Annotated in this window: 17 protein-coding genes and 2 pseudogenes; 10 read left to right on the forward strand and 9 right to left on the reverse strand. The window is 75.0% G+C overall.

Annotated features, from left to right (window positions below):
- The first annotated feature begins 89 nt into the window (after positions 1–89).
- Positions 90–1080, forward strand: a pseudogene (locus QMQ26_RS28680) (YdcF family protein).
- 4 nt (positions 1081–1084) lie between these two features.
- On the opposite strand, the gene QMQ26_RS28685 reads toward QMQ26_RS28680, so the two are convergent.
- The 3 genes from QMQ26_RS28685 to QMQ26_RS28695 form a co-directional block, all read right to left on the reverse strand.
- Positions 1085–1804 carry a class I SAM-dependent methyltransferase gene (locus QMQ26_RS28685; protein ID WP_282203230.1) on the reverse strand — a complete coding sequence of 240 codons (720 nt, stop codon included), beginning with the start codon at positions 1802–1804 and terminating at the stop codon, positions 1085–1087.
- Positions 1805–1889: 85 nt separating this feature from the next.
- Positions 1890–2717: a helix-turn-helix domain-containing protein gene (locus tag QMQ26_RS28690; RefSeq protein WP_282203231.1), complete on the reverse strand. Its 828-nt coding sequence runs from the start codon at positions 2715–2717 to the stop codon at positions 1890–1892.
- Between the two features lie 191 nt (positions 2718–2908).
- Positions 2909–3841, reverse strand: a complete 933-nt coding sequence (locus tag QMQ26_RS28695; RefSeq protein WP_282206636.1) for a 1-phosphofructokinase family hexose kinase — start codon at positions 3839–3841, stop codon at positions 2909–2911.
- A gap of 261 nt (positions 3842–4102) precedes the next feature.
- Between QMQ26_RS28695 and QMQ26_RS28700 the strand changes: the two genes are divergently transcribed.
- Positions 4103–4951, forward strand: coding sequence for a DMT family transporter (locus tag QMQ26_RS28700; protein ID WP_100839708.1), 849 nt, complete (start codon positions 4103–4105; stop codon positions 4949–4951).
- 29 nt (positions 4952–4980) lie between these two features.
- Here QMQ26_RS28700 and QMQ26_RS28705 read toward each other — a convergent pair whose 3' ends face one another.
- The gene (locus QMQ26_RS28705; protein ID WP_282203232.1) at positions 4981–6396 is read right to left on the reverse strand and encodes an aminotransferase-like domain-containing protein; all 1416 of its coding nucleotides are present in this window, start codon (positions 6394–6396) and stop codon (positions 4981–4983) included.
- Between the two features lie 67 nt (positions 6397–6463).
- Between QMQ26_RS28705 and QMQ26_RS28710 the strand changes: the two are divergent.
- A pseudogene (locus tag QMQ26_RS28710) lies at positions 6464–7350 on the forward strand (DMT family transporter); the annotation flags it as partial.
- A 113-nt stretch (positions 7351–7463) separates the two neighbouring features.
- Here the strand turns inward: QMQ26_RS28710 and QMQ26_RS28715 are convergent.
- A complete protein-coding gene (locus tag QMQ26_RS28715; RefSeq protein WP_282203233.1) occupies positions 7464–7961 on the reverse strand; it encodes a hypothetical protein in 498 nt (165 codons plus the stop codon).
- Between the two features lie 144 nt (positions 7962–8105).
- On the opposite strand from QMQ26_RS28715, the gene QMQ26_RS28720 reads away from it, so the two are divergent.
- On the forward strand, positions 8106–9548 hold the full coding sequence (locus QMQ26_RS28720; protein WP_282203234.1) for an MFS transporter: 1443 nt from the start codon (positions 8106–8108) through the stop codon (positions 9546–9548).
- Here the strand turns inward: QMQ26_RS28720 and QMQ26_RS28725 are convergent.
- Together QMQ26_RS28725 and QMQ26_RS28730 are read right to left on the reverse strand one after the other, a co-directional pair.
- Complete coding sequence (locus QMQ26_RS28725) at positions 9542–10636, reverse strand: sugar ABC transporter substrate-binding protein (protein WP_100839704.1); 1095 nt, start codon at positions 10634–10636, stop codon at positions 9542–9544. The two genes, QMQ26_RS28720 and QMQ26_RS28725, sit on opposite strands and share 7 nt — an antisense overlap.
- A gap of 161 nt (positions 10637–10797) precedes the next feature.
- The gene (locus tag QMQ26_RS28730; RefSeq protein WP_282203235.1) at positions 10798–11811 is read right to left on the reverse strand and encodes an EamA family transporter; all 1014 of its coding nucleotides are present in this window, start codon (positions 11809–11811) and stop codon (positions 10798–10800) included.
- 246 nt (positions 11812–12057) lie between these two features.
- Here QMQ26_RS28730 and QMQ26_RS28735 point away from each other — a divergent pair, with 246 nt between their 5' ends.
- Together QMQ26_RS28735 and QMQ26_RS28740 are read left to right on the forward strand one after the other, a co-directional pair.
- Complete coding sequence (locus QMQ26_RS28735) at positions 12058–13545, forward strand: lipase maturation factor family protein (RefSeq protein WP_282203236.1); 1488 nt, start codon at positions 12058–12060, stop codon at positions 13543–13545.
- 252 nt (positions 13546–13797) lie between these two features.
- Positions 13798–15690 carry a hypothetical protein gene (locus tag QMQ26_RS28740; protein WP_282203237.1) on the forward strand — a complete coding sequence of 631 codons (1893 nt, stop codon included), beginning with the start codon at positions 13798–13800 and terminating at the stop codon, positions 15688–15690.
- An 84-nt stretch (positions 15691–15774) separates the two neighbouring features.
- Here QMQ26_RS28740 and QMQ26_RS28745 read toward each other — a convergent pair whose 3' ends face one another.
- Both QMQ26_RS28745 and QMQ26_RS28750 read right to left on the reverse strand, forming a co-directional pair.
- Entirely contained in the window at positions 15775–16263 is a 489-nt protein-coding gene (locus QMQ26_RS28745) for a nucleoside deaminase (protein WP_404813980.1), read from the reverse strand.
- Between the two features lie 78 nt (positions 16264–16341).
- The gene (locus tag QMQ26_RS28750; RefSeq protein ID WP_282203239.1) at positions 16342–17103 is read right to left on the reverse strand and encodes a DeoR/GlpR family DNA-binding transcription regulator; all 762 of its coding nucleotides are present in this window, start codon (positions 17101–17103) and stop codon (positions 16342–16344) included.
- A gap of 90 nt (positions 17104–17193) precedes the next feature.
- Here QMQ26_RS28750 and QMQ26_RS28755 point away from each other — a divergent pair, with 90 nt between their 5' ends.
- The 4 genes from QMQ26_RS28755 (at position 17194) to QMQ26_RS28770 (ending at position 23262) form a co-directional block, all read left to right on the forward strand.
- Entirely contained in the window at positions 17194–18489 is a 1296-nt protein-coding gene (locus tag QMQ26_RS28755) for an MFS transporter (RefSeq protein WP_282203240.1), read from the forward strand.
- Positions 18490–18601: 112 nt separating this feature from the next.
- Positions 18602–19507 (forward strand): EI24 domain-containing protein, encoded by a 906-nt coding sequence (locus QMQ26_RS28760; RefSeq protein WP_282203241.1) that lies wholly within the window; start codon positions 18602–18604, stop codon positions 19505–19507.
- 83 nt (positions 19508–19590) lie between these two features.
- The gene (locus QMQ26_RS28765; protein ID WP_282203242.1) at positions 19591–20790 is read left to right on the forward strand and encodes a cytochrome P450; all 1200 of its coding nucleotides are present in this window, start codon (positions 19591–19593) and stop codon (positions 20788–20790) included.
- A gap of 21 nt (positions 20791–20811) precedes the next feature.
- Positions 20812–23262 (forward strand): tetratricopeptide repeat protein, encoded by a 2451-nt coding sequence (locus QMQ26_RS28770; RefSeq protein ID WP_282203243.1) that lies wholly within the window; start codon positions 20812–20814, stop codon positions 23260–23262.
- Positions 23263–23302: the final 40 nt, after the last annotated feature.

The raw sequence follows: 23302 nt of genomic DNA on the forward strand, positions 1-23302 counted from the left end.
CGGCCCCGCCCGGCCCCGCCCGGCCCCGTTCCGCTCGGCCCGCGGGCGGGGCCGTCGGGCGGTGCGAGGACAGGCCCTAGGCTGCCCCCATGCTCCTGTACGCCCTCGCGCTCGTCTTCCTGTTGCTGTTCGGCGTCGGCGTGCTGCGCGACCGGCGCCGCTTCGGCAACGCCGTCTGCCTCGGACTCTCCGTCACCCTGCTCACCCTCGCCCTGCTCGCCACCCTCCACCGGGCCGACTCGGTCGCCGCCGAGGCCGTCCTGATCGTGGTGGTGCTGGCCCCCGCGCTGGGCAGCCTGGTCCTTGCCGGGTTGCTGATCGCCAACGGGCTCAAGATGGTCCGCAAGGAGGGCCGCAGCCTCGGCAGCCTGCTCGCCCTGCTGGCCGGCCTCGCCATCCTGGCGGTGTTCGCCCTGCTGCTGGCCGCGACCGGGGCCGACTCCGAGGTGCTGGTCGCGATCGCCCGCACCGTCTTCGTACTCGCCTGCTACCTCTCCTTCCTGTTCGTCTGCTTCGTCGGCTACGCCTACCTGTACGGCCGCCTGACCCCCGCGAGGACGTCGACTACGTGGTCGTCCTCGGCACCGGCCTGCGCGACGGCAGCCGCGTCCGCCGCTGCTCGCCAGCCGCCTGGAGCGCGGCCGCCGCCTGTACGAGCGGCAGGTCGAGCGCGGGCGCTCCCCGTTCATGATCGTCTCCGGTGGCAAGGGCTCCGACGAACAGCTCCCCGAGTCCCACGCCATGGCCGACCACCTGGTCGAGCACGGCTTCCCCGCCGACCGGATCATCCGCGAGGACCGCTCCCGCACCACCGAGGAGAACCTCCGCTTCAGCCACGCGATCATGGCCGCCGACGACCCCGACTACCGCTGCGTCGTCGTCACCAACAACTTCCACGCCTTCCGCGCCGCCGTGTTCGCCCGCCGCGAGGGCGTCAACGGCCACGTGGTCGGCTCGCCCACCGCCGCGTACTTCTGGCCCAGCGCGACCATCCGCGAGTTCGTCGCCGTGCTGGTCACCTACCGGTGGGCCAACCTCGCGGTGGCCGCGCTGCTGGTGCTGGAGTCGCTGAGCGTCTGAACCGTCAGCCGTCCTTGCGCAGTTCCAGCATCGACACCGGCAGCCACGGCCCGCCGTACCAGTACGCCGGGCCCAGGCCGCGGACGGTGCCCGCGCCCAGGTGGGCGGCGTAGCGGCGGACCATCGGGGAGAAGTCGGCGAGCAGCAGCCGGCCGCCCGGGCGCAGCACCCGCAGCGCCTCGTCCAGGGCACGCAGGCGGGCGGCCGGGTCGGGGACGTTGTGCAGGACCAGGGCGGAGGTGACCAGGTCGAAGGCCGCGTCCGGGAACGGCAGCGCGGTGACGTCGCCGGTGTGCACCTCGACCCGGTCCCGGACCCCGGCCGCGGCGGCGTTGGCGAGCGTCGCGGCCGGGGTGTTGCCGCTCTGGTCCTTCGACGCCCACAGGTCCACCCCCACCGCCCGCCCGCGCGGCAGCCGCCGGGCCGCGCCGATCAGCACCGCGCCCCGGCCGCACCCCAGGTCCAGCAGCCGCTCGTCGCCGCGCAGCCCCAGCGCGTCCCACTCGCGCTCCCACACCCGCAACTTGCCGCGCAGCGTGGTGTACAGGTACACCCCCGCCTGCGCCAGCAGCCCGGCCCCCAGGCCCGCCACCGCCGCCCGGCCCCGGAACGGGCGGGCGGCGGCCGCGAACGCGCAGGCCGCGCCGAGGGCGGTGGTCGAGGAGACGAAACCGGGCGCGTCGACGCCGTACCGGGACAGGGACGTGAACAGGTTCTCGGTCATGCCCGCAGTCTCGCGGCCCGGACCGGGACGGGTCTTGGACGAATGTTCCGGTGTCCCGGTGTCCCGGTGTTCCGGCCTTCCGGCGCTACCCGTTCAGGTAGCCCGGGGCGGACCAGGCCACCTCGTCCACCGACAGCCACGGCTCGCGCGCCACCGCGGACGGCGTCACCCGGGCGAAGTCGGCGACCTCCCGGTGCAGGTGCGACTGGTCCGCGTACCCCGCCTCCGCGGCGACCGCCGCCGGGCGGTGGCCCGCCGCCAACCGGTGCGCCGCGTGGTCGAACCGCACCAGCCGGGCCGCCTGCTTCGGCGACAGCCCCACCTGCGCCCGGAACCGCGACCACAGCCGCTTGCGGCTCCACCCCGCCGCCGCAGCCAGCCCGTCCACCCGCGCCGTCCCGTGCGAGCGCGCCAACTCGCGCCACGCGTAGGCGACTTCCGGGTCCACCCGGCGGCCCTCCGGGAACCGGGCGGCCAACGCCCCGGCCACCAGCGCGAACCGCGACTCCCAGGACGGGGCCGCCCGCAGCCGCTCCTCCAGCCGGACGGCGTCCCGGCCCCACACCTCGTCGAGCCCGACCAGCGGGCCGCCCTCCGCCGCGAAACCCGCCAGCACCGCGTGCGCGACCAACGGCGACATGCGCACCTGTAGGCACTCCACCTCCCGCCCGCTCCCGCGCAACCCCTCCGGGGCCAGCCCCACCACCGCGCTGCCGCCCACCCGCCGCCCCCCGTCCGCGACCACCAGCGGCTCCGCCCCCAGATCGATCGCCAACGTCACCGCCGGAAACGGCACCACCCCCAGATCCGCCGCCCCCCGCGCCCGGAACCCGGCCATCGCCACCCCGGGCAGCCGCCAGGCCCGCGACGGCGTCGCGATCTCCCACAGGGCAAGCGGCTCGACGGGCTGCACCCCTCCAGCCTAGAGAGCCGAACGGCCCGGGGGGAACGGCGGGTCGATGCCGCTGCGCGCCGGAGCCGTCGGAAAGTCCGTGCCACCGGCGGCTTCTGCCGCCAGGAACCCCAGCAGCCCCGGTACCGTCCGGCAGCCCCGGTACCGTCCGGCAGTCCCGAGACCGCCGTTCTCGCCGGGCCCCGGTGCGGTCAGGAGGTGAGGGAGGTGGCGGCGTCGACCCGGGTGGCGGTGAGGGTGGCGCGCAGGTGGTGGTAGGCGGGGGTGTCGAAGTGGCCGGCGCGGGGGTGCAGGACGGTGGCGGCGGAGAGGGCGACGGCGTCGGGGAGGACGGCGGGCCAGCCCGCGTTGCCGGAGAGGCCGGCGGCGAGGGCGGCGACCACGGAGTCGCCCGCGCCGGTGGGGTTGCCGGTGACGGCGGCGGGCGGGGCGCAGCGCCAGGTGCCCTGGCGGTCGACGGCGAGCAGGCCGTCCGGGCCGAGCGAGGCGAGGACGGACTCGGCGCCGCGCCGGATCAGCACCCGGGCGGCGTCGCGGGGGTCGGGCAGGCCGGTGGCGGCGGTGAGTTCGGCGGCGTTCGGCTTGATCACGGTGGGGCCGGCCGGGAGCGCGGCGAGCAGCGCCGGGCCGTCCGCGTCGAGCACCACGGGCAGGTCGAACCGCCGCCCCAGCGCGACGAGTCGACCATAGCCGTCGGCGGGGGCGCCGGGCGGCAGGCTGCCGGAGAGCACCAGGACGGCGGCCTGCGGCAGCTGCCGGGCGGTCTCGTCGAGCAGGGCGTCCCACTCGGCGGCGGTCAGCGCCGGGCCGGGTTCGTTGAGCACGGTGGCGTCGGCGCCGTCCGCGACGGTGACGGTGCGCCGGGTGTCGCCGCCGATCGGCACCGCGGCGTGGTCCAGCCCGGCGGCGGCCAGGTCGGCGCGCACCGCGTCCCCGGTGGGCCCGCCGAGCGGCAGCACGCAGCGGACGGAACGGCCCAGTGCGGCGAGCACCCGGGCCACGTTGACGCCCTTGCCGCCCGCCTGGGCGGCCACCTCGGTGACCCGGTGGCTGGTGTGCGGGCGGAACCCGGGCACGGTGTAGGTGACGTCCAGCGCCGGATTCGGCGTGACGGTGAGGATCACGGCGGACGCCCCCAGGGTGGTGGTCGGTTGTTCGTCGGACGGGTGCACGGACGGTGTGCATGACTGAATCTGCGTGATCATATCGGTTTTCGAGCAGATTCGAGCATGAAAGTGGGATTCTCGGCCGTTCGGCCCGAGGGTGGTGCCGGTCGGGGCGCGGTCGGGGTGCGGCCGGGGCGGGGGCGGTGATAGTCGGGGCGGCGAGGGACGCTAAGTTGGCTGTACATCTTTTGGGGTCGGACCGTTGTGGAGGGAGAACCCGTGAGTCAGGGCGCCGTCCCGTTCGTGGTGCTCGCCGCCGCGCTGCTGCACGCCGTGTGGAACGCGCTGGTGCACGGGGTGCGCGACCGGATGGCCGGGATCGCGCAGATGAACCTGGTGTTCGTGGCCTTCGGCGGGGCGCTCGCGCTGTTCGTCCCGCCGCCCGGCGCGGGTGCCCTGCCGTACCTGCTGGCCTCCGCCGCGCTCCAGACCGGGTACCAGCTGCTGCTGGTCCGCGCCTACGGGCTCGGCGACTTCGGCCAGCTGTACCCGATCGCCCGCGGCACCTCCCCGGCGGTGGTCGCGCTGCTCTCCGCCACCGTCCTGCACCGCCCGCTGCCCGCCGGGCAGTTCGCCGCCGTCGCGGTGATCTCGCTCGGCCTGGCCGGGCTCGCGCTGGTCGGCGGCGTCCCCGGCCGGGACCAACTCCCGGCGATCGGAGCCGCGTTGGGCAACGGCGTACTGATCGCCGGGTACACCGTGGTCGACGCGGGCGGGGTCCGCGCCGCGCACTCGGCCGCCGGGTACATCGCCTGGATGTTCCTCCTCCAGGGCCTGGCCGTCCTCGCCGCGGTGGCCGCCGTCCGCCGCGGCACCCTGCGGCCCGCGCTGCGCGAGGGCCGCGCCGTCGGCCTGGCCGGCGGGCTGATGTCGCTCACCGCGTACGGACTGGTGGTCTGGGCGCAGACCGTCGGCGACCTGCCCACCATCGCCGCCCTGCGCGAGACCTCCATCGTCATCGCCGCCCTGATCGGCACCCTGGTCCTGCGCGAACGCCTCGGCACCCTGCGGCTGGCCGCCAGCGCGACCGTGCTGGCGGGCATCGCGCTGCTGGAACTCGCCCACTGAGATCTCAAAGAAGGAGAGTTGACGGGCCGTCAGTCGAAGGACTCCAGGGCGGCGGCCAACCGGTCTGCTGCGGTGGCGAGTTGGGCGGGATGCTCGGCGGCGGCGAGGCTGACCCGGGTGCGGGGGCCGGGCTCGGCGGTGAAGTAGTTCCGGCCGGGGGAGAGGGCGACGCCGTGGCGCAGGGCGGCGGCGGTGAAGGCGGCCGGTTCGATCCGGTCGGGCAGCGGCAGCCAGAGGTGGAAACCCCCGCGCGGCAGGCCCGGCGGCAGCAGGGCGGGCACCCGGGCGGCCAGCGCGGTCGCGAAGAGCTGCCGTCGCTCGGTCAACTCCCGTGCCAGCGACCGCAGGTGGCGCGGCCACTCGGCGGCGGTGACCAGCTCCAGGGCGGCCTCCTGGAGCGGGCGGGGCACGAAGAAGGAGTCCACCGCCTGGACGGAGCGCAACCGGGCCAGCGCCGGGCCCCGGGCCACCAGCGCCCCCACCCGCAGGCTCGGCGAGGCCGCCTTGGTCAGCGAGCGGACGTGCACCACCACGCCGTCCGGATCGTCGGCGGCCAGCGGCGCGGGCAGCTCGCCCGCGTCGGTGTGGGCCAGCAGCCGGGCGAAGTCGTCCTCCACCACGAACGCCCCCGCCCGCCTCGCCGCCGCCAGCACGGCCCGCCGCCGCCCCGCGGGCAGAACGGAGCCGGTCGGGTTCTGGAACAGCGGCTGGCAGACGAACAGCCGCGCCCCCGACGCCGCGAACGCCTCCTCCAGCAGCTCCGGGAGCACCCCGTCCGCGTCCACCGGCACCGGCACCGGGCGCAGCCCCGCCGCCCGGGCGATCGCCAACAGGCCCGGGTAGGTGGGGGACTCGACCAGCACCGGCGCGCCGGGCGGGGCCAGCGAGCGCAGCGCGCAGGTCAGCGCGCTCTGCCCGCCCGCGGTGACCAGCACCTCCGCCGCCGTGACCCCGCCGCCCACCTCCCGGGCGAACCAGCCGCGCAGCTCCGGCAGCCCCTCCAGCGGCGGCCGCCCCCACGCCCCGGGACGCCGGGCGGCCCGGGCCAGCGCACCGGCCAGCGCCCGCTCCGGCAGCAGCGAGGCGTGCGGGTAGCCGCTGTTCAGGTCGATCACCTCCGGCGGGGCCAGCGCGAGCGCCGCCAGCACCCCCGAGGCGTCCACCACCCGGGCGGGCGGCGCGCCCGCCTGCGCGCTCAGCGCCACCTCCTGCCAGGAGAAGTCACCCCGCGCGGCGGGCGCCGGCCGCGGCCCGGCCCGGAACACCCCCGCGCCCGGACGCGACACCACCACGCCCTCCGCGACCAGCTCGCGGATCGCCCGCGACACCGAGACCGGGCTGACCCGGTAGCGCTCCACCAGCTCCCTGCTACTGGGAATCCGCTCCCCGGGGGAGTAGCGCAACACCGTGCCGCGCAGCGCGTCGGTCAGCTCCTGGACGGTCATCTGCTGTTCTCCTCCGGGGCGCGGGACGGCCCTTCCGGGCGGCGGGCGACAACTGCTACCGTCCTGTATGTCAGACAAAGATAGCGCTACCGCACTTCGCCCGATAGCGGTCGGCGGCACCGCCCAGGCCGCCCTCGGGGTGTTCGCCTTCTCGTTCAGCTTCCCCGCCACCGCCTGGGCCCTGGAGGGCTTCGGCCCGTGGACGGTCACCGGCCTGCGCGGAATCCTCGCCGGACTGCTGGCCGGGCCTGCCTGCTGGCCACCGGCGCCCGCGTTCCGCCCCGGTCCGCCTGGCCGGGCCTGGCGGCCGTCGCGGTGGGCTGCGCGGTCGGCTTCCCGCTGCTGTCCACGCTCGCGCTGCGGCTCTCCTCCACCGCGCACTCCGCCGTGGTGATCGGCCTGCTGCCGCTGGCCACCGCCGCCGTCGGCGCCCTGCGGGCCGGGTCGCGGCCCCCGCGCGCGTTCTGGGCCGCCGCGCTGGCCGGGGCCGCCGTCGTCCTCGCCTTCACCGTCCAGCAGAGCGGCGGCGCGGGCCTGACCACCGCCGACCTGTACCTGTTCGGGGCCCTGCTGGTCTGCGCGTTCGGCTACGCGGAGGGCGGGCGGCTGGCCCGGCGGATGCCCGGCTGGCAGGTGATCGGCTGGGGCGTGGTCGCCGCGCTGCCCGTCACCGCGCTCACCGGCGCGCTCGCACTGACCGTCGAACCCGTGCACTGGAACTGGCACGGCGTCACCGGACTGGCCTACCTGGCGGCGGTCTCCCAGTTCGGCGGCTTCGTCGTCTGGTACCGCGGCATGGCCGCCATCGGCGTCCCCCGCGCCAGCCAACTCCAGCTCGCCCAACCGCTGCTGACGCTCTGCTGGGCCGTCCTGCTACTCGCCGAGACACTGCCGGCCACCGCCGTCCCGACCGCCCTCGCCGTCGTCGCCTGCATCGCGGCCACCCAGCGGGCCGGGCGGAAGCGGGCCTGGTGGAAGGGAGCCGGGCGGAAGCGGGCCTGGTGGAAGGGGATGGCGGAGGAGAACGTGGCGGAGAAGGGGGCGGAGCGGGTGCGGGCGGCGGACGGTCAGGCGGTCAGGACGCAGTAGAGGTGCTGTCCGTCCTGCTGCGCGCGGCGCGCCAGGACGCCCAACTGGTGGATCAGCTTCATGAGTTCGATCCGCTCGACGCTCTTCACCTCTTCGGTGCGGGCCCACTGGCTGGTGAGCTGGGGCAGTCGCTTGCGCTGCACGCCGGCCAGGGCGTCCCGGGTCTCGTCGGAGAGTTCGACCACCCAGGGGCCGGTCATCCACGGGTCCTCGAAGTCGATGGCGGTGGCCGGGGCCTCCTCGTGCCAGGGTTGCAGGCCGGTCGGCCACACCGAGCGGTCCGGGCCGTCCTTGGCGGTATCCGGGGCGTCCTCCTCGCGCAGCGCGCACACCAGGCGGGGCAGGACCACGGTCGGGTCGATCCCCCGGGCCCGCACCGATTCGAACACCTCGGCGGCCGGGCGCTCCCCGCTCGTCATCACCTTCCGCACGGCGGCCTCGTCGGCGGCCCGGAAGTAGTCGGTCTGCACGTCCATGTCGCGACGCTCCCCCTCGTTCGGCAAGGCGCCCAGTGCATCACAGCCCGGGCCGCCACGGGTACCGCGTCGCCGTCCTGTGATCTCGCTCCCAGTCGCCGGGAGGACGTTCCGCCACGGCGGTTCGCGTACTAGCTTCCGCCTGTGAGCGCTGAGCCGAACCGTCCGCTGCGGGTGCTGCTGGGCGCGTCCGTGCTGGCCAACACCGGCGACGGCGTGCTGCGCACCGGCCTGCTGCTGGTGGTGGCGCACCTGACCGGCTCGGTGAACGCCTCGTCGCTGGTGATGGCGGTGAGCACGGTGCCGTGGCTGCTGTTCGGGATCCCCGCCGGGCTGCTCGCCGACCGGGCCGGGCGCAAGGCGCTGATGGTGGCCGCGGACGGGGCGCGGGCGCTGCTGATCCTCGGGATCGCGGCCGCCGCCTGGGCCGGGACGCTGCCGCCGGCGCTGCTGCTGGCCCTGGCGTTCCTGGTCGGCACCGCCGAGACGGTGTTCAACACCAGCAGCGAGACCGTGCTGCCCACCATCGTTCCCGCCGGGGAACTGGCCCGGGCCAACGGGCAGTTGGCCACCACCGTCCGGGTCACCAGCCAGTTCGTCGCCCCCGCGCTGGCCGGCTGGCTGACCGGGCTGGCCGCCCCGGTCACCTTCCTGGTCGCGGGCGCGGGCTACCTCGGCTCGATGCTCCGGCTCACCGCGCTGCCGCGCGGGGTCGGCCGCGTCCCGCCCCCGGCGGGGGAGGCTCCGACGCGGGAGGCTCCGACGCGGGAGGTTCCGGCGCGGGAGGGGGTGGAGGAGGAGAAGGGCACGGAGCGGTCGCGGCTGTGGGACGGTCCGGCGTTCCTGCTGCGCAACCGGGTGATCCGGGTGATCACCCTGGCCGGGGTGCTCACCACGCTCGCCAACACCTCGTTCCTGGCGCTGTTCGTGGTGTACGCGACCAGCGGCCCGCTGCACCTCGGCGACGCGGGCTACGGCGTGCTGCTCAGCTCGGTGGGCGTCGGCACCGCGATCGGCTCGCTCACCGCGCACCGGGCCGAACGCCGCTTCGGCGGCGCGCCGGTGCTGTGCGCGACCCGGCTCGGCTGGGGGCTGATGTTCACCGCGCCGGTGTTCCTGCACGGCCCGGCACTGTTCGCGGCGATGACGGTCGGCAGCTGCCTGGGCGGCATGTGGGGCGTGCTCACCGTGACGATCCGCCAGCGGCTGACCCCGCCGCGGATCCGCGGCGCGGTGGGCGGCGCCTACCGCGCGGTGATCATGAGCGCGATGCCCGCGGGCGCGGCCGTCGGCCTGCTGCTCCAGCGGCTGCTCGGCACGCCCGGCACCTTCCTGCTGTTCGGCGCCGCCATGGTGGTGCTGGCCGTCCCGGTCTGGCGGGCCGTCACCGCCGACGAGCGGCGGGGCGGGCCGACCGGGACGGACGAACCGGCCGAGACGGGTGAACCGGCCGAACCGGTCGGACCTGCTGAGACGGGTGAACCGACCGGGACGGGTGAACCGACCGGGACGGGTGGTTCCGTCGAGGTGGAGCGGGCGGGGCGGCACCCCCGCACAAGGTGCCGCGCCGCCCGCTCCGGTCAGTAGGAGCCGGGGATGCCGGCGTCCTTGCAGGCCTTGGCGAACTGCGGGGTGCAGATGTCCTCGGCCTTGTAGAGGCCGCCGTCGATCACCGTCTCGGTGATCTTGTCCTTGGTGACGACGACCGGGGTGAGCAGCATCGAGGGGATCTGCTTGTCGCCGGACTGGGTGACGGCGGCGGCCACCGAGGTGATGTCGATGCCCTTGACCAGGTAGACCGCCATGTTGGCGGCCGCCTCGGCCTCCGGCTGGTACGGCTTGTAGATGGTGTACGCCTGATCGCCGGTGAGAATCCGGCGGATCGCGTCCAGCGAGGCGTCCTGCCCGCCGACCGGCACGTCGGTGCGCCCGGCCTTGTGCAGGGCGTCGATGATCGCGCCGGCCATGCCGTCGTTGGCGGAGTACACGGCCTGGAAGCCGTTCTTGCCTAGCTTGGAGACCGCCTCGTCGATCTTCGCCGAGGCGACCTCGGGCTTCCACTCGCCGGACTCTTCGTAGGAGATTTTCTTGACCTTGCCGTCCAGCGCCAGGTGCGCGCCGGTCTTGAAGGAGGCGGCGTTGGGGTCGGTCTCCGCGCCGTTGATCATTAGGATGTCGGAGTCGGCGGGCTTCTTGCCGGCCTTGCCCATCGCGTCCAGCAGGGCCTGGCCCTGGAGTTCGCCGGTGCGCTGGTTGTCGAAGGAGATGTAGGCGACCACGTCGCCGGCGGCCAGCCGGTCGTACGCGATGACCTTGGTGCCCTTCTTCTTCGCCTCCTCGACCCACGGCGCGGTGACGGCGGCGTTCACCGGGTCGAGCAGGATCACCTTGACCCCGCGGGAGAGCAGGGCGTCGAACTGCTCCTTCTGCACCTTCTCGTCGCCGTCGGCGTTGGCGTAGTCGAGGGCGCACTTGGTGCACAGCCCCTCGACGGACGCCTGGATCAGCGGTTTGTCGAACGCTTCGTAGCGGGTGGACGAGGATCGCTCGGGCAGCAGCAGTCCGATGGACTGGTTGCCCGAGGACGAGGGCTTGTCGTCCCCGCAGGCGGCGAGCGACAGCGCCATCGACACGGCGGCCGTGCCGATGACGAGTCGACGCGTCATCGAGTTCATGGTGGGTGGTGCCTCCCTGACAGCGCCGTGTCCCTACGGCGAGGTGAAGGGGAGTCAAGCCCACCCGTCATGTGTCGTCAAGAAGTAAATCATTGGTGGGGGTGTTTCAGCCAAGTCGTTACCTTCTTGAATGCAATCCGGGAGATTTGCCTACGGAGCGTTCACCGCTCGTTACGCGCCACCAGGAACACGCCGCCGACCACGATCGCGCCGCCCAGCATGATCGGCCAGGTCAGCGCCTCGGAGAGGAAGAGCCAGCCGAGGAAAACCGCCACCACCGGATTGACGTACGCATAGGTGGCCACCAGAGTCAGCGGTGCACGCTGCAGAAGCCAGGCGTAAGACGTGAACGCGACAATGGATCCGAAGAGCACCAGGTACACCAGCCCCGCCCACGACCCGGCGGACACCGCCCCCGGGTCGAACCGGCCCGGCTCGCCCCGGACGAACGCCAGCGCCAGCGCGCCCAGCGCGCCCGCCAGCATCTCGTACACGCTCGCCACGAACGGATCGGCCGGCATCGGCAGCCGCCCCGCCAGCACCGAGCCCAGCGCCCACACCACCGCCGCGATCACCACCAGCAGCAGCCCCGACAGCCCGACCTCGCCGGTCAGGCCCGGCGCGGTCAGCACCCCCAGGCCCACCAGCCCGAGCAGCACCCCCGCCAGGGTGGTCCCGCCGGTCCGGACCCCGAACGCCCGGCGCAGCAGCACCACCCAGAGCGGCACGCTCGCCACCATCAGCGCCGCCAGCCCCGACGGCACGGTGCGCTCGGCCAGCACCACCAGCCCGTTGCCGCCGACCAGCAGCAGCGCGCCCACCAGGAACGCGGAGCCGAACTGAGGCCACGTCACCCGCAGTGCCCGCCACCCCTGACGGGCCGCCAGGCCCGCCCCGAGCAGCAGCGCCGCCGCGCCGAAGCGCAGCGCGCCCGACAGCAGCGGCGGCATGGTCTCCACCACCACCCGGATCGCCAGGTAGGTCGACCCCCACACCACGTACACGATGCCGAGCGCCGCCCACACCGCCGCCCCGAGCCCGCCCGGGCGGACGGCGGCCTTGGTCGCGGTCCTGGTGGGGGAGGTGGGGGCAGGGGGCGCGTCGGAGGGGGGTGCCCCCGGGGTCGGACAGTCGGGGTCGGCGTCGGCCGGGGTCTGCGGGGAGGGCGCGGACATGGGCGTCTCCTGGTCTTGGTCCTGACACGGGCGTTCGGCGGAATGACACCACACTCCGCCCGCGCCCGGCAGGGAGTTTCAGCACCCGGTACGGGTCACTACGGGCGAATCCCCTCCACCGCACGCCGGACAGGGCCGACCGGATGAACCGGCGCACCACCGCGCCCCCGGCCGGGCCGCCCCGGCCGCGCCGGATGGTAGGCATGGGGGCGGGCCCTGGCGCAGCCGATCGGAGGAAGCGGCCGCATGGCATGGTTCGCCGCACCCGAGTACCGGCTCGCCCGCGAGCTGTTCCTGCGCCTGCTCGCCCTCGTCTACGGCTGCGGATTCCTCGCCGCCGCCCGGCAGTTCCGCGCCCTGCTGGGCAGCCGCGGCCTGCTCCCGATCCCGCGCTTCCTGGCCCGCGTCCCGTTCCGCCGCGCCCCCAGCCTGTTCCACTGGCACTACAGCGACCGCCTCTACGCCGTCCTCGCCCGGACCGGCCTGCTGCTGTCCGCCGCCCTGCTCGCCGGAGCCGCGAACCTGCTGCCGCTCGGCGCGGCGATGGCGCTCTGGGCGCTGCTCTGGGTCCTCTACCTGTCGATCGTCAACACCGGGCAGACCTGGTACGCCTTCGGGTGGGAGTCCCTGCTGCTGGAGGCCGGGGCGCTCGCCGTGTTCCTCGGCAACGACCGGGTCGCCCCGCCGCTGCCCGTGCTGTGGCTGCTGCGCTGGCTGCTGTTCCGGGTCGAGTTCGGCGCCGGACTGATCAAGTGGCGCGGCGACGCCTGCTGGCGCAAGCTCACCTGCCTCTACCACCACCACGAGACCCAGCCCATGCCCGGCCCGCTCAGCTGGTTCTTCCACCACCTGCCCCGCCCGCTGCACAAGGTCGAGGCCGCCGCCAACCACGTCGTCCAACTCGTCGTCCCCTTCGGCCTGTTCCTCCCGCAGCCGATCGCCTCCGACGCCGCCCTGCTGATGGTCGCCACCCAGCTGTGGCTGATCGCCTCCGGCAACTTCGCCTGGCTGAACTGGCTCACCGTCGCCCTCGCCCTGTCCGTCCTCGACACCGGCACCCTGCGCCGCGCCCTGCCGATCGGCCCCGACCACGGCTACCCGGGCCAACCCGCCTGGTACCAGGCCCTGGTGGCCGCGTACGCCCTGCTGGTGCTCGCCCGCTCGTGGCAGCCCGCGCGCAACCTGGTCTCCCCGCGCCAGCAGATGAACCGCTCTTGGGACCGGCTCCACCTGGTCAACAGCTACGGCGCGTTCGGCTCCGTCAACCGGACCAGGTACGAGATCGTCCTCGAAGGCACCCGCGACGCGCGTGGCACGGACGGCTGGCAGGAGTACGAGTTCCCCGGCAAACCCGGTGAAGTGCGCCGCCTGCCACGGCAGTTCGCGCCCTACCACCTGCGGCTCGACTGGCTGATGTGGTTCGCCGCGATCTCCCCGTCCTACGCCCGCCCCTGGTTCCTCCCGCTGCTCGCCCGCCTGCTCGTCAACGACCCCGCCACCCTGCGCCTGCTGCGCCGCAACCCCTTCCCCGACGCGCCGCCCGCGCTGGTCCGGGCCCGCCTGTACCGCTACCGCTTCACCGACGGCCCCGAGCTGCGCGACACCGGCGCCTGGTGGCACCGCGACCACGTCCGCGACCACCAGCCGCCCGTCGGGCTCGCCGAACTGCACCGCTTCCTGCCCGCGGACACCGCCCCCGGCGCCCCCGGCCCTACGAGCGGAGAGCGTCGATGACCCCACCCAACGCCCGGCCCCCACCCCGGCGGGGCGTACTGTCGGTGCCGCTCCCTACCATGCGGACCACACGGACGGGCCCGCGCCCACCGCCACCGGTCCGCCGCGGCCCGGTATTTCACGGAGGGCCGGTGCGTGCACGGCTCGAACGCGCACCCGTATTCTGGCCTCCCGCGACGCCACCACCGCCGCAACCACCCCACCCGCCCCGCCAGTCCTTCTGCCCGCCAAACGCCACGAACCGGACTTCACATGACAGTGCGCACCCTGAACGACGCCGACGACGCCGCGTCCGAGACCGCGTCCGCGACGGACGGCGAGACCCGCCAGAGCACCCGTGAGGAACTCGGCCGCTTCGCCGACCAGGGCGGCTTCACCCTCACCGCCGACGCCAACCCCTGGCTGGAGGCCGCCGAGACGCTCACCGGGCCCGAGGACGCCCGCGCCGCGTCCACCGTCCTCGCCGAACTCCGCAGCCGCGACACCCGCGCCGTCGGCCGGGCCGCCAACGCGATCGCCGCCAAGGCCGGCCTCGACATCCCCGACACCCTCGGCGGCCTCACCACCCTGCTCGAACTCCTCCAGCGCGTCCACGCCACCAGCGCGACGCTGCGCACCGAGGTCTACGAGCAGGACCTGGTCGAGCTCGCCGCCGCGACCGGCAGCGCCGCCTACCGCAAGGACAGCGGCGCCAAGCTCGGCTGGAACCGCCGCCGCCAGCTCCGCGCCCAGGCCCGCGCCCTCACCGCCACCGGCACCCGCCCCGGCCGCGCCGACCTGCACGCCGCGCTGGTCGCCGCCGCGGCCGCCCACCGCGACTGGAACATCCTCTCCACCGCGGCTTCCCGCCCCGCGGTGCCCGTGGACGGCACCCTGCTCACCGAGACCGCCAACGTCGTCGAGTCGCTCACCGACGCGGTCCGCTCACTGGCCCGCCTCCTCCCCGAGCGCTCCCTCGACTCCCTCCCGCTCGCCGAACTCGCCGAACTCGTCGACCGCCTGGCCGCGGACGAGGGCACCCTCTACCGCCTCTCCGCCCTGCGCCAGCTGCGGCTGGAACTCGCCGAGCAGGGGCTCACGGAGCTGCTGGACGAGTTGCACGAGCGGCAGGCCGACAAGGACGCTGCGCTGGCGGCGTACGACCGGCACGTCGCCGCGAAGGCCGCGCTGGCGGCGGGGCCGCGGACGGCTGCGGAGGCGGAGGTCGAGACCGCTGTCGAGGAGACGGTGGTGGAGACCGAGACCGAGGTTGTCGCGGTGGAGACCGTGACCGTGACCGAGGTGGAGGCTGAGGTCTCGGAGCCGGTGGCCGAGGAGCCGGCGGTGGAGACCGAGGTCGAGGTTGTCGTCGAGGAGCCGGAGGTCGAGGTCGAGGCCGCCGAGTCCGAGGCTGAGGTCGCCGTCGAAGAGTCGGTGATCGAGGTCGAGGCTGCTGCTGAGGAGCCCGAGGCGGAGATCGCCGTCGAGGCCGTTGAGCCGGCGGCGGAGACCGAGGTCGAGGCCACAGTCGAGATTGCGGAGCCGGAGGCCGTCGAGGCTGAGGCTGTTGTGGTCGAGCCGGAGCCTGTCGCCGTTGAGGCCGAGGTGGCGGAGCCGGAGGCGGTCGAGGTCGAGGCTGTCGCCGTTGAGGCCGAGGTCGTGGAGCCGGAGCCCGAGGTCGAGGTTGTGGCGGTCGAGGCTGAGGCTGTTGTGGCCGAGCCGGAGCCTGTCGCCGTTGAGGCCGAGGTGGCCGAGCCGGAGGTTGTCGAGGTCGAGGCTGTCGCCGTTGAGGCCGAGGTCGTGGAGCCGGAAGCCGTTGTGGCGGAGCCGGAGCCCGAGGTCGAGCCCGTTGCGGTGGAGCCGGAGGTCGTGGAGCCCGAGGCTGCTGTAGTCGAGCCCGAGCCCGAGCCGGAGGTCGTGGAGCCCGAGCCGGAGGCTGTTGTGGTGGCGGCCGGGCCGGTCAAGCCCGAGTTGACGCCCGGCAAGCCGATCACCGGGTACTCCGCGGAGGAACTGGTCGCGTTGGTGGCCTGGCTGGACGCGGACGGGGAGAAGCGCAGTGACGACGAGTTGCTGCGGGCGGCCATGAAGGAGCTCGGGTTCGGTCGGCTCGGGCCGCGGATCAAGGAGGCGCTGGGGGCCGCGGTGGCTTCCGTGCGCGCCTGACGGGCCGTCAGAGTGGGGTTTCCGCCCGTCGTCGTGCCTGGTGCGCGGTGGCGGGCGGTGCCGTTTCGGCGGGGCGGGTGGGGGTCATGCGCCGATGTCCTCGGACCAGAGGTCGGGGCGGGCGGTGACGAAGTCGGTCATCAGGCGTACGCAGCGCGGGTCGTCGAGCAGGGTGATGCCGGTGCCGTGGGCGGCGAGCCAGTCGTGGCCGCCGGTGAAGGTGGTGGACTCGCCGATCACCACGTGGCCGATGCCGAACTGGCGGACCAGACCCGAGCAGTACCAGCAGGGCGAGAGGGTGGTGACCATCACCGTGTCGCGGTAGCCGCGCAGCCGTCCGGCGTTCCGGAACGCGGAGGTCTCGGCGTGCAGGGACGGGTCGCCGTCCTGGACCCGCCGGTTGTGTCCGCGTCCGAGGAGCCGCCCGTCCCGCCGGAAGAGTGCCGCCCCGATCGGGATGCCGCCCTCCGCGCGTCCGGCCTCCGCCTCGGCCACCGCGACGTCCAGCCACGTCCGGGCCTGCTCCGCCGTCACCCGACCGTCCACCGGCCACCTCCGTCGTTCCGTCGTCATCGTCGTCCGTCCCGCCGCTCTTCGGCGTCCACCTTCTCCGGGTACCCGGTGCGGGGCGGTCCGCCACGCCGGGCGGGGTCAGGCGACGGTGACGGTGACGCCGGCGGCTTCGAGGGCGGCGAGTTCGGCGGGCGGGGCGGTGGGGTCGGTGACCAGGGTGTGCAGGTGGTCGGTGGGGACGGCGCGGGCGAAGGCGGTGCGGCCGAGTTTGCCGCCGTCGGCGGCGGCGAGGGTGCGGCGGGCGGCGGCGGTGGCGGCCTTCTTCACGGTGGCGTCGTCGAGGTCGTAGGAGGTCAGGCCGTCGGCGGCGCTGAGGGCGCAGCAGCCGAGGACGGCGGTGTCGAAGCGCAGGGCGGAGAGCGAGGCGAGGGTCAGCGGGCCGGTCAGGGCGCCCTCGGTGGCGCGGGGCTGTCCGCCGGGGACGATCAGGGTGGCCGGGCCGGGGGTGTCGCCGAAGACGTGGACGGCGGGCAGCGAGAGCGGCATCACGGTGACGGGGCGTTCGCGCAGCAGGCGGGCGAGTTCCAGGCAGGTGGTGCCGCTGTCGAGGACGACGGTCTCGCCGTCGGCGATGAGGGCGGAGATCCCGGCGGCGATCCGGCGCTTGGCGTCGACGGCCTCGCGGGCGCGCAGCGCGAACGGGGGTTCCTCGCCGCGCAGCAGCAGGGTGCGGGCCCCGCCGCGGAAGCGTTCCAGGACGCCCTGCGCGGAGAGGGCGTCCAGGTCGCGCCGGATGGTCATCTCGGAGGCGCCGGTCAGCTCGGCGAGTTCCGGGACGGTGGCGCTGCCCGCGTCCCGGACGGTCTGGGCGATCAGGGCGTGCCGCTCCGCGTTGTTCATACCGAGATTGAACCGCACCGCACAACGCACAGGCAATCTGTTCGATATCGCCACTTTCGAACATCGCAGATGTTCGTTATGGTCGTCCGCATGGAACGCTCGCTCCGGGCCGCTCGCGTGGCGACCTACGTCTACTTCGTCCTGTGCGGCACCCTGATGGGCGCGTGGGTCGTGCACATCCCCGCGATCGAGACCCGGGTCGGCATCGGCCACGCCGCGCTCGGCGGCCTGCTGGTGCTGCTGGGCCTCGGCGCCTTCGGCGGCATGCGGGCGGCCGGGCCGCTCACCGACCGCCTCGGCGCCCGGGCCGTCGTCCCGGCCTCCGGCGTCCTGTGCGCCGCGTCGCTGGTGCTGCCCGCCCTGGCCCCGGACCCGTGGACGCTGGCCGGGGCGCTGCTGGTCTTCGGCTTCGCCAACGGCTGCCTGGACGTGAGCATGAACGCCCACGCCGTGCACGTGGAGCAGGCGTACGGGCGTCCCGTCATGTCGGGCTTCCACGCCACCTTCTCGGTCGGCGGCGTGATCGCGGCCGGGGCCGCCGCCGCGTCCGCCGCCGCCGGGCTCGGCCCGGCCGCCACCCTCGCCCTCCTCGGCGCGGCCGGCGCCGCCACCGCACTGCTGACCGCCCGCAGCCTGCTGCCCGGCGGCGCGGCGCCGGCCGGGGACGGGCCCGCACTCGAGACGCCCAAGACGCCCAAGGCACCCGAGACACCGGCCGTGTCGGCCGCGTCCGCCGCGTCCGCCAGGTCGTCCGCCGACAGCGGCACCCGCCGTCGGATCAGGGTCCTCGCGGTGCTGGCGCTGATGGTGATGCTGAGCGAGGGCGCGGCCAACGACTGGAGCGCCCTGCACCTCAAGGACGTGCTCGGCGCGCCCGCGAGCACCGCCGCGTTCGCCTACGGCACCTACGCCGCCGCGATGACCACCGGGCGCCTGCTCGCCGACCGGGTCTCGGCCCGGTACGGGGCGGCGGCCGTCCTGCGGTACGGCGCGGCCACCGCCGCCGTCGGCATCACCGTCGCCGCCCTGACGCCCTGGGTGTGGGCGGCGTTCCTCGGCTGGGCGCTGTTCGGCCTGGGCCTGTCCGGGTGCGTCCCGCAACTGTTCAGCGCCGCCGGGCACGCCGACCCGGCCGCCGCGGGCGCCAACGTCTCGCGGGTCGCCGGGCTCGGCTACCTCGGCATGCTGGCCGGCCCCGCCGTCATCGGCTGGCTCACCCACCTGACCGCCCTCAACCACGCCTTCCTGCTGCTCACCCTGCTGTGCGCCGTCACCGCCGCGGCCGCGGCCGTCCTGCGCCCCGCCGGGCCCACCGCCGCCACCGCCCCCGCCGCGCAGACCCGCGCGTCCGCCCCGGCGGGCGGCCCGGCGGGCGGCCCCCACTAGACCACCCGTGCGGCCCGGGCCGGGGCCGCACGGGTCTGCGCGCCCGGCGCTGACGGACCGTCAGGGGTGGGTGGGCGTCCGCCGGACTTGACGGTTCCTTTAGGGTGCGGGAATGCGAGATTTCGGGGCGGGACTGCGGTTCCTGTTCAGCGGGCAGCGGTGGGTGGCGCGGCACGGGCGGTGGTGGGGCTTCGGGATGATCCCGGCGCTGATCGCCCTGGTCGGGTACGTGGTGGCACTGGCGGTGCTGATCGTCTACGCGGGCGACCTGGCCGCCTGGGCGACGCCGTTCGCGGACGGCTGGAGCGAGCCGTTGCGCGACGCCGTGCGGACGGTCGTCGCTGTGCTGGCGGTCGTCGCGGGCGGGCTGCTGTCGATGCTGACCTTCACGGCGGCGGCGCTGCTGATCGGCGAGCCGTTCTACGAGTCGCTGTCGGCGAAGGTCGAGGAGACCGAGGGCGGCGGCCCGCCGGAGCCGGACGTCCCGCTGTGGCGCCAGCTCTGGGTCGCGGCGCGGGACAGCCTCGCGGTGCTGCTGCGGGCGGCGGCGTTCGGGATCGTGCTGTTCCTGTGCGGGTTCATCCCGGTGCTGGGGCAGACCGTCGTCCCGGTGGTGGCGCTGTGCGTGTCCGGCTTCTACCTGGCCGTCGAGCTGACGGGCACCCCGCTGCAGAAGCGCGGCCTGTCGCAGAAGCAGCGGCTGCGGCTGCTGCGCTCCCGGCTGCCGATGACGCTCGGCTTCGGCGCGGGCCTGGCGCTGCTGTTCCTGATCCCGGTGGTGACGGTGCTGGCGATGCCGGGCGGGGTGGCGGGCGCGACGCTGCTGGCCCGGGAGCTCTCCCCCTACGAGCCCGAGGAGGCGCGGCGGCCGGAGGACGCGGACCCGGACACCGGCGCGGACGCGGACGCGGAGGGCGGTGGCGGCGAGCTGCCGCGGCCGGGCCGGGGGCCGTACGCCGACCCCTACGCCGCCGACCCGTACGGCGCCAACCCCTACCGCGCCGACCCGCGGGCCTGACGGCGGGCGGCCGGGCCGGTCGAGACGGTCGCTCGGTGTCACGGTGATCTGACTCAGCGTCACCGATTGCGCGATAGCGTCCCATGGCCGTCACCGTGCCCGCCGCCCCGCGCGGCACCGATCTCGGCGACCCCGCGTTCTGGCGGCTCCCCGAGGAGGCCCGGGCCGCGGCGTTCGCCCGGCTGCGCGAGCGTCCCGGCCCGGTCGGGTTCACCGACCGGGCGACGGGGCGGCGCTGCTGGGCGCTGGTCCGGCACGCCGAGGTGACGGCGGCCGGCCGCGCGCCGCAGGTGTACCTGTCCGGGCCGGGGTCCGGCGGGCCGGAGCCGGGCCGGTGGGTGCGGGCGCTGTTCGGCGACTCGCTGCTCGACCTGGACGACCCCCGGCACGCCGACCTGCGCCGGACGGTCGGCCGGGCGTTCACGCCCCGGCTGCCGGCCGCGGTCGAGCAGGACGTCCGGGCCACCGCCGCCGAGCTGGTCGACCGGCTGGAGCGGGAGCGCCCGACCGACTTCGTCACCGCCGTCGCGGCCGAACTTCCGTACCGGGTGCTCTGCTCGATGCTCGGCCTCCCGCCGGAGCGCCTGCGCCGGGCCGCGGGCCGGTCGGACCGCGACGCCGACGCCGCCCGGGCCGGGCTGATGCTCCGGCCGGCGGTCCGGCGGGCGGTGGCCGCCCCGGCCCGCGAACGCCGCCGCCGACCGGCCGACGACCTGATCTCCGCCCTGGTCGCCCCCGACCCGGACGGCCGCGGGCTGGGCGTCCGCGAACTCGCCGCGTTCTGCGGGCTGCTGCTGGACCTCGGCGTCCGGGCCACTCGTGACGCGCTCGCCCGCGGCCTGCACCTGTTGACCGGCCACCCCGCCCAGCGGGCCCTGCTGCTCGGCGACCTCGACGCCCACCCGGGCGGCGCGGTCGAGGAGGTCCTGCGCTGCGGCACCCCGGTCGACCGGCTGCGCCGCACCGTCGCCGTCGACCACCGCCTGGCCGGTGTCCGGTTGGCCGCGGGCGACAAGGTGCTCCTCTGCTACGGCTCCGCTCACCGCGACGAGTCGGTCTTCCCCGCCCCCGACACCTTCGACATCACCCGCTCGCCCAACCCCCACCTCGCCTTCGGCGGCGGCCCGCACTTCTGCCTCGGCGCCCACCCGGCCCGCCCCCAACTGCGCGCCCTGCTCAGCGAACTGCTCACCCGCCTCCCGGAGATCCGCGCCACCACCGCTCCCGACACCGTCCCGTCCGCGACCGGCTCGCGGGTCCGCTCGCTAGGGTTCACCTTCTGAGCGCGCGCCGATGGGGGGAACATGGGGAACCGCAACGAGATCAACCGCGGAACGTTTTTCGGATCGGCCATCCAGGCGGAGAACGCCACCGTCGTGCTGCCGGGGACGCGCTGGCGGGCCCTCGGCGGTCTGCCCGCCCCGTCCCGGGTGCTGATCGGTCGGGACGCGGAACTCGCCGATCTGGAAGTGAAGTTGGCTGGTCAGGAACCGATCGGCCGGTTGATCACCGGCCTTCCGGGCGCCGGCAAGACGGAACTCGCCGTGCACGCCGCCCACCGCGCCCTCGCCTCCGGCCGCTACCCGGGCGGGGTGCTGTTCCTCGACCTGTTCGGCTACGACGAAGACCGCCGGGTCGACCCGCACCGCGCCCTCGGCTCGCTGCTGCGCGCCCTCGGCGTCCCGGACGAGCAGGTGCCCTCCGAGACCACGGAGCGCATCACGCTCTACCGCAGCGCGCTCGGCGCGTGCGCGGGGGAGAGTCCGCTACTGGTGCTGCTCGACAACGCCGGTTCCAGCGCCCAAGTCCGTCCGCTGCTCCCCGGAGAGCTGGACGTCCCCGTCCTGGTCACCTCCCGGCACACCCTCAGTGATCTGGGGCTGCGCGTCCTCGACCTGCCCGTGCTGGCTGCCACCGACGGCGCGCGACTTCTCGAACAGGGCCTGCGCGAACTGGACCCGGACGACCGCCGGGCGGCCGAACAGCCCGACGCCGCACGGGAGGTCGCCGAACTCTGCGGCGGACTCCCCCTTGCCCTCGCGGTGGTCACCGCCCTGCTCGGCGACCTCCCGGCCCGCCCGATGGCCGCCATGGCCCAGTCCCTGCGCGACACCCGCCGCCGCCTTGCCCGCCTCGCCCGCGAGGACCTCGCCGTCCGCGCCGCCTTCCAGCTCTCCTACCGGAACCTGCCGCCCGACCAGGCCCGGCTGTTCCGGCTGATGTCCCTCAACCCGGGCCCCGATCTGTCCACCGGGACCGCCGCACACCTGGCCGGCGCGCCGGTCGACGACGCCGAACCGCTCGTCCACGCCCTGGCCCGGGCCCACCTGGTCCAACCCGCCGCCGTCCACGACCGCTGGCGGATGCACGACCTGATGCGGCTGTACGCGGAGGAACTGTGCCGGGAGAAGGAGACCCGGACGGCCCGGACGGCCGCCACCGAGCGGATGCTGGCGCTCTACTGCGACCTCGCGGCCGCCGCCGACCGGCAGCTCCAGCCGGGCGGTGAGCCCGGACCGGGCTTCCCCGACCGGGCCGCCGCGCTGGCCTGGCTGGACGCCGAATACCTCAACCTCCGGGCCGCCGCCCTGGCCGCACCCGAGTTGGGGCGTCCCGACACCGTCGTGCTGCTGCACGTGCTGCTGATCGACTACCAGATCCTGCGGCGTCACCTGGAGGACTACGCGGGCATCGCCCGGAGGGCCCTCGACGCGGCCCGCACCTCGCGCGACCCGCTGACCAGGCTGGCCGAGCCCGAGATCCTCACCAACCTCGGTACGGCCCAGCGCGAGCTGCGCCGGTTCGCGGAGTCGGTGGCGTCCTACCAGCGGGCGCGGAAGCTGTTCGCGGAGCGCGGCGATATCGAGCTCGAAGCCACCGTCCTCACCAATCTCGGCCTGACGTACCAGCAGATGGGCCGATGCTCCGAAGCCGTGCAGGTGCTGCACGAGGCGCTGGCGATGTACCCGTCGAACGGGAGCCTACGGGAGCGCGGAATGGCGTACACCAACCTCGGGCGGGCCCTGCACCAGCTGGGGCGGCTGCCGGAGGCGGCCGAGGCGTTCCGGGCTGACCTCGCCATCTGCCGGGCGATCCGGGACCGCCACGGCGAGGCGATCACGCTCAACAACCTCGGCATGGTGCTGCGCGACCAGGACCTGTCGGCCGAGGCGCTGGATGCCTTCGAGGCGGCGCTGCGGGCCGCGCACGACTCCCAGGACCACTACCTGGCCCTGCAGGTGGGGGCCAATCTCACCCTTGCCCGGGGGCTGGTCGGCGAGGACGATCCGCAAGCGGTCGTCGACCGGCTCGCCGAGGCCGCCGAGAGCATGCACGGACTGAGAGACGTCCACATGGCGGCCCAGGTGCGCCTCCACCAGAGCCTGGCGCTCGTCAAGGCAGGGCGCACGGACGAGGCGGTGGACGTGCTGGGGACGGTCCTGCGGGCCGGGCGCGAGCTGGAGGACCTCCAGCTCCAGTGCACCGCCCTGGACAACGCGGGGATCTTGCTCGCCGGTGCGAGGCGGTTCGCGGAGGCGGTCGAGTGCTGGAGCGAGGCGGCCGACCTCTGCGCGGCCCTCGACGATCACGACCGGCGGGGCAGGTGCCTCGGCCGACGGGCCGGAGCCCGGCAGGCGCTCGGTGACGCGGCCGGCGCCCGGGAGGACCGTACGGCCGCTGCCGCGGCCTTCCAACTCGCCGGCACCGCTCCTGCGGTGGTCGACCGCCTACTCGCCGGAACGGGCCCGGAGTGACCCCGGGGCGGCCACCGCCGTGCGCGGTGGCCGCCCCGGG

Origin of the sequence: Kitasatospora fiedleri (assembly GCF_948472415.1) — a bacterium.
Lineage (GTDB): Bacteria > Actinomycetota > Actinomycetes > Streptomycetales > Streptomycetaceae > Kitasatospora > Kitasatospora fiedleri.

Bases quoted from the DNA above. Each gene is read 5' to 3' on its own strand.
- QMQ26_RS28685 (WP_282203230.1), bottom strand. From the start codon at position 1,804: ATGACCGAGAACCTGTTCACGTCCCTGTCCCGGTACGGCGTCGACGCG.
- QMQ26_RS28705 (WP_282203232.1), bottom strand. From the start codon at position 6,396: ATGACCGTCCAGGAGCTGACCGACGCGCTGCGCGGCACGGTGTTGCGC.
- QMQ26_RS28715 (WP_282203233.1), bottom strand. From the start codon at position 7,961: ATGGACGTGCAGACCGACTACTTCCGGGCCGCCGACGAGGCCGCCGTG.
- QMQ26_RS28725 (WP_100839704.1), bottom strand. From the start codon at position 10,636: ATGAACTCGATGACGCGTCGACTCGTCATCGGCACGGCCGCCGTGTCG.
- QMQ26_RS28730 (WP_282203235.1), bottom strand. From the start codon at position 11,811: ATGTCCGCGCCCTCCCCGCAGACCCCGGCCGACGCCGACCCCGACTGT.
- QMQ26_RS28735 (WP_282203236.1), top strand. From the start codon at position 12,058: ATGGCATGGTTCGCCGCACCCGAGTACCGGCTCGCCCGCGAGCTGTTC.
- QMQ26_RS28740 (WP_282203237.1), top strand. From the start codon at position 13,798: ATGACAGTGCGCACCCTGAACGACGCCGACGACGCCGCGTCCGAGACC.
- QMQ26_RS28745 (WP_404813980.1), bottom strand. From the start codon at position 16,263: ATGACGACGGAACGACGGAGGTGGCCGGTGGACGGTCGGGTGACGGCG.
- QMQ26_RS28750 (WP_282203239.1), bottom strand. From the start codon at position 17,103: ATGAACAACGCGGAGCGGCACGCCCTGATCGCCCAGACCGTCCGGGAC.
- QMQ26_RS28755 (WP_282203240.1), top strand. From the start codon at position 17,194: ATGGAACGCTCGCTCCGGGCCGCTCGCGTGGCGACCTACGTCTACTTC.
- QMQ26_RS28760 (WP_282203241.1), top strand. From the start codon at position 18,602: ATGCGAGATTTCGGGGCGGGACTGCGGTTCCTGTTCAGCGGGCAGCGG.
- QMQ26_RS28765 (WP_282203242.1), top strand. From the start codon at position 19,591: ATGGCCGTCACCGTGCCCGCCGCCCCGCGCGGCACCGATCTCGGCGAC.
- QMQ26_RS28770 (WP_282203243.1), top strand. From the start codon at position 20,812: ATGGGGAACCGCAACGAGATCAACCGCGGAACGTTTTTCGGATCGGCC.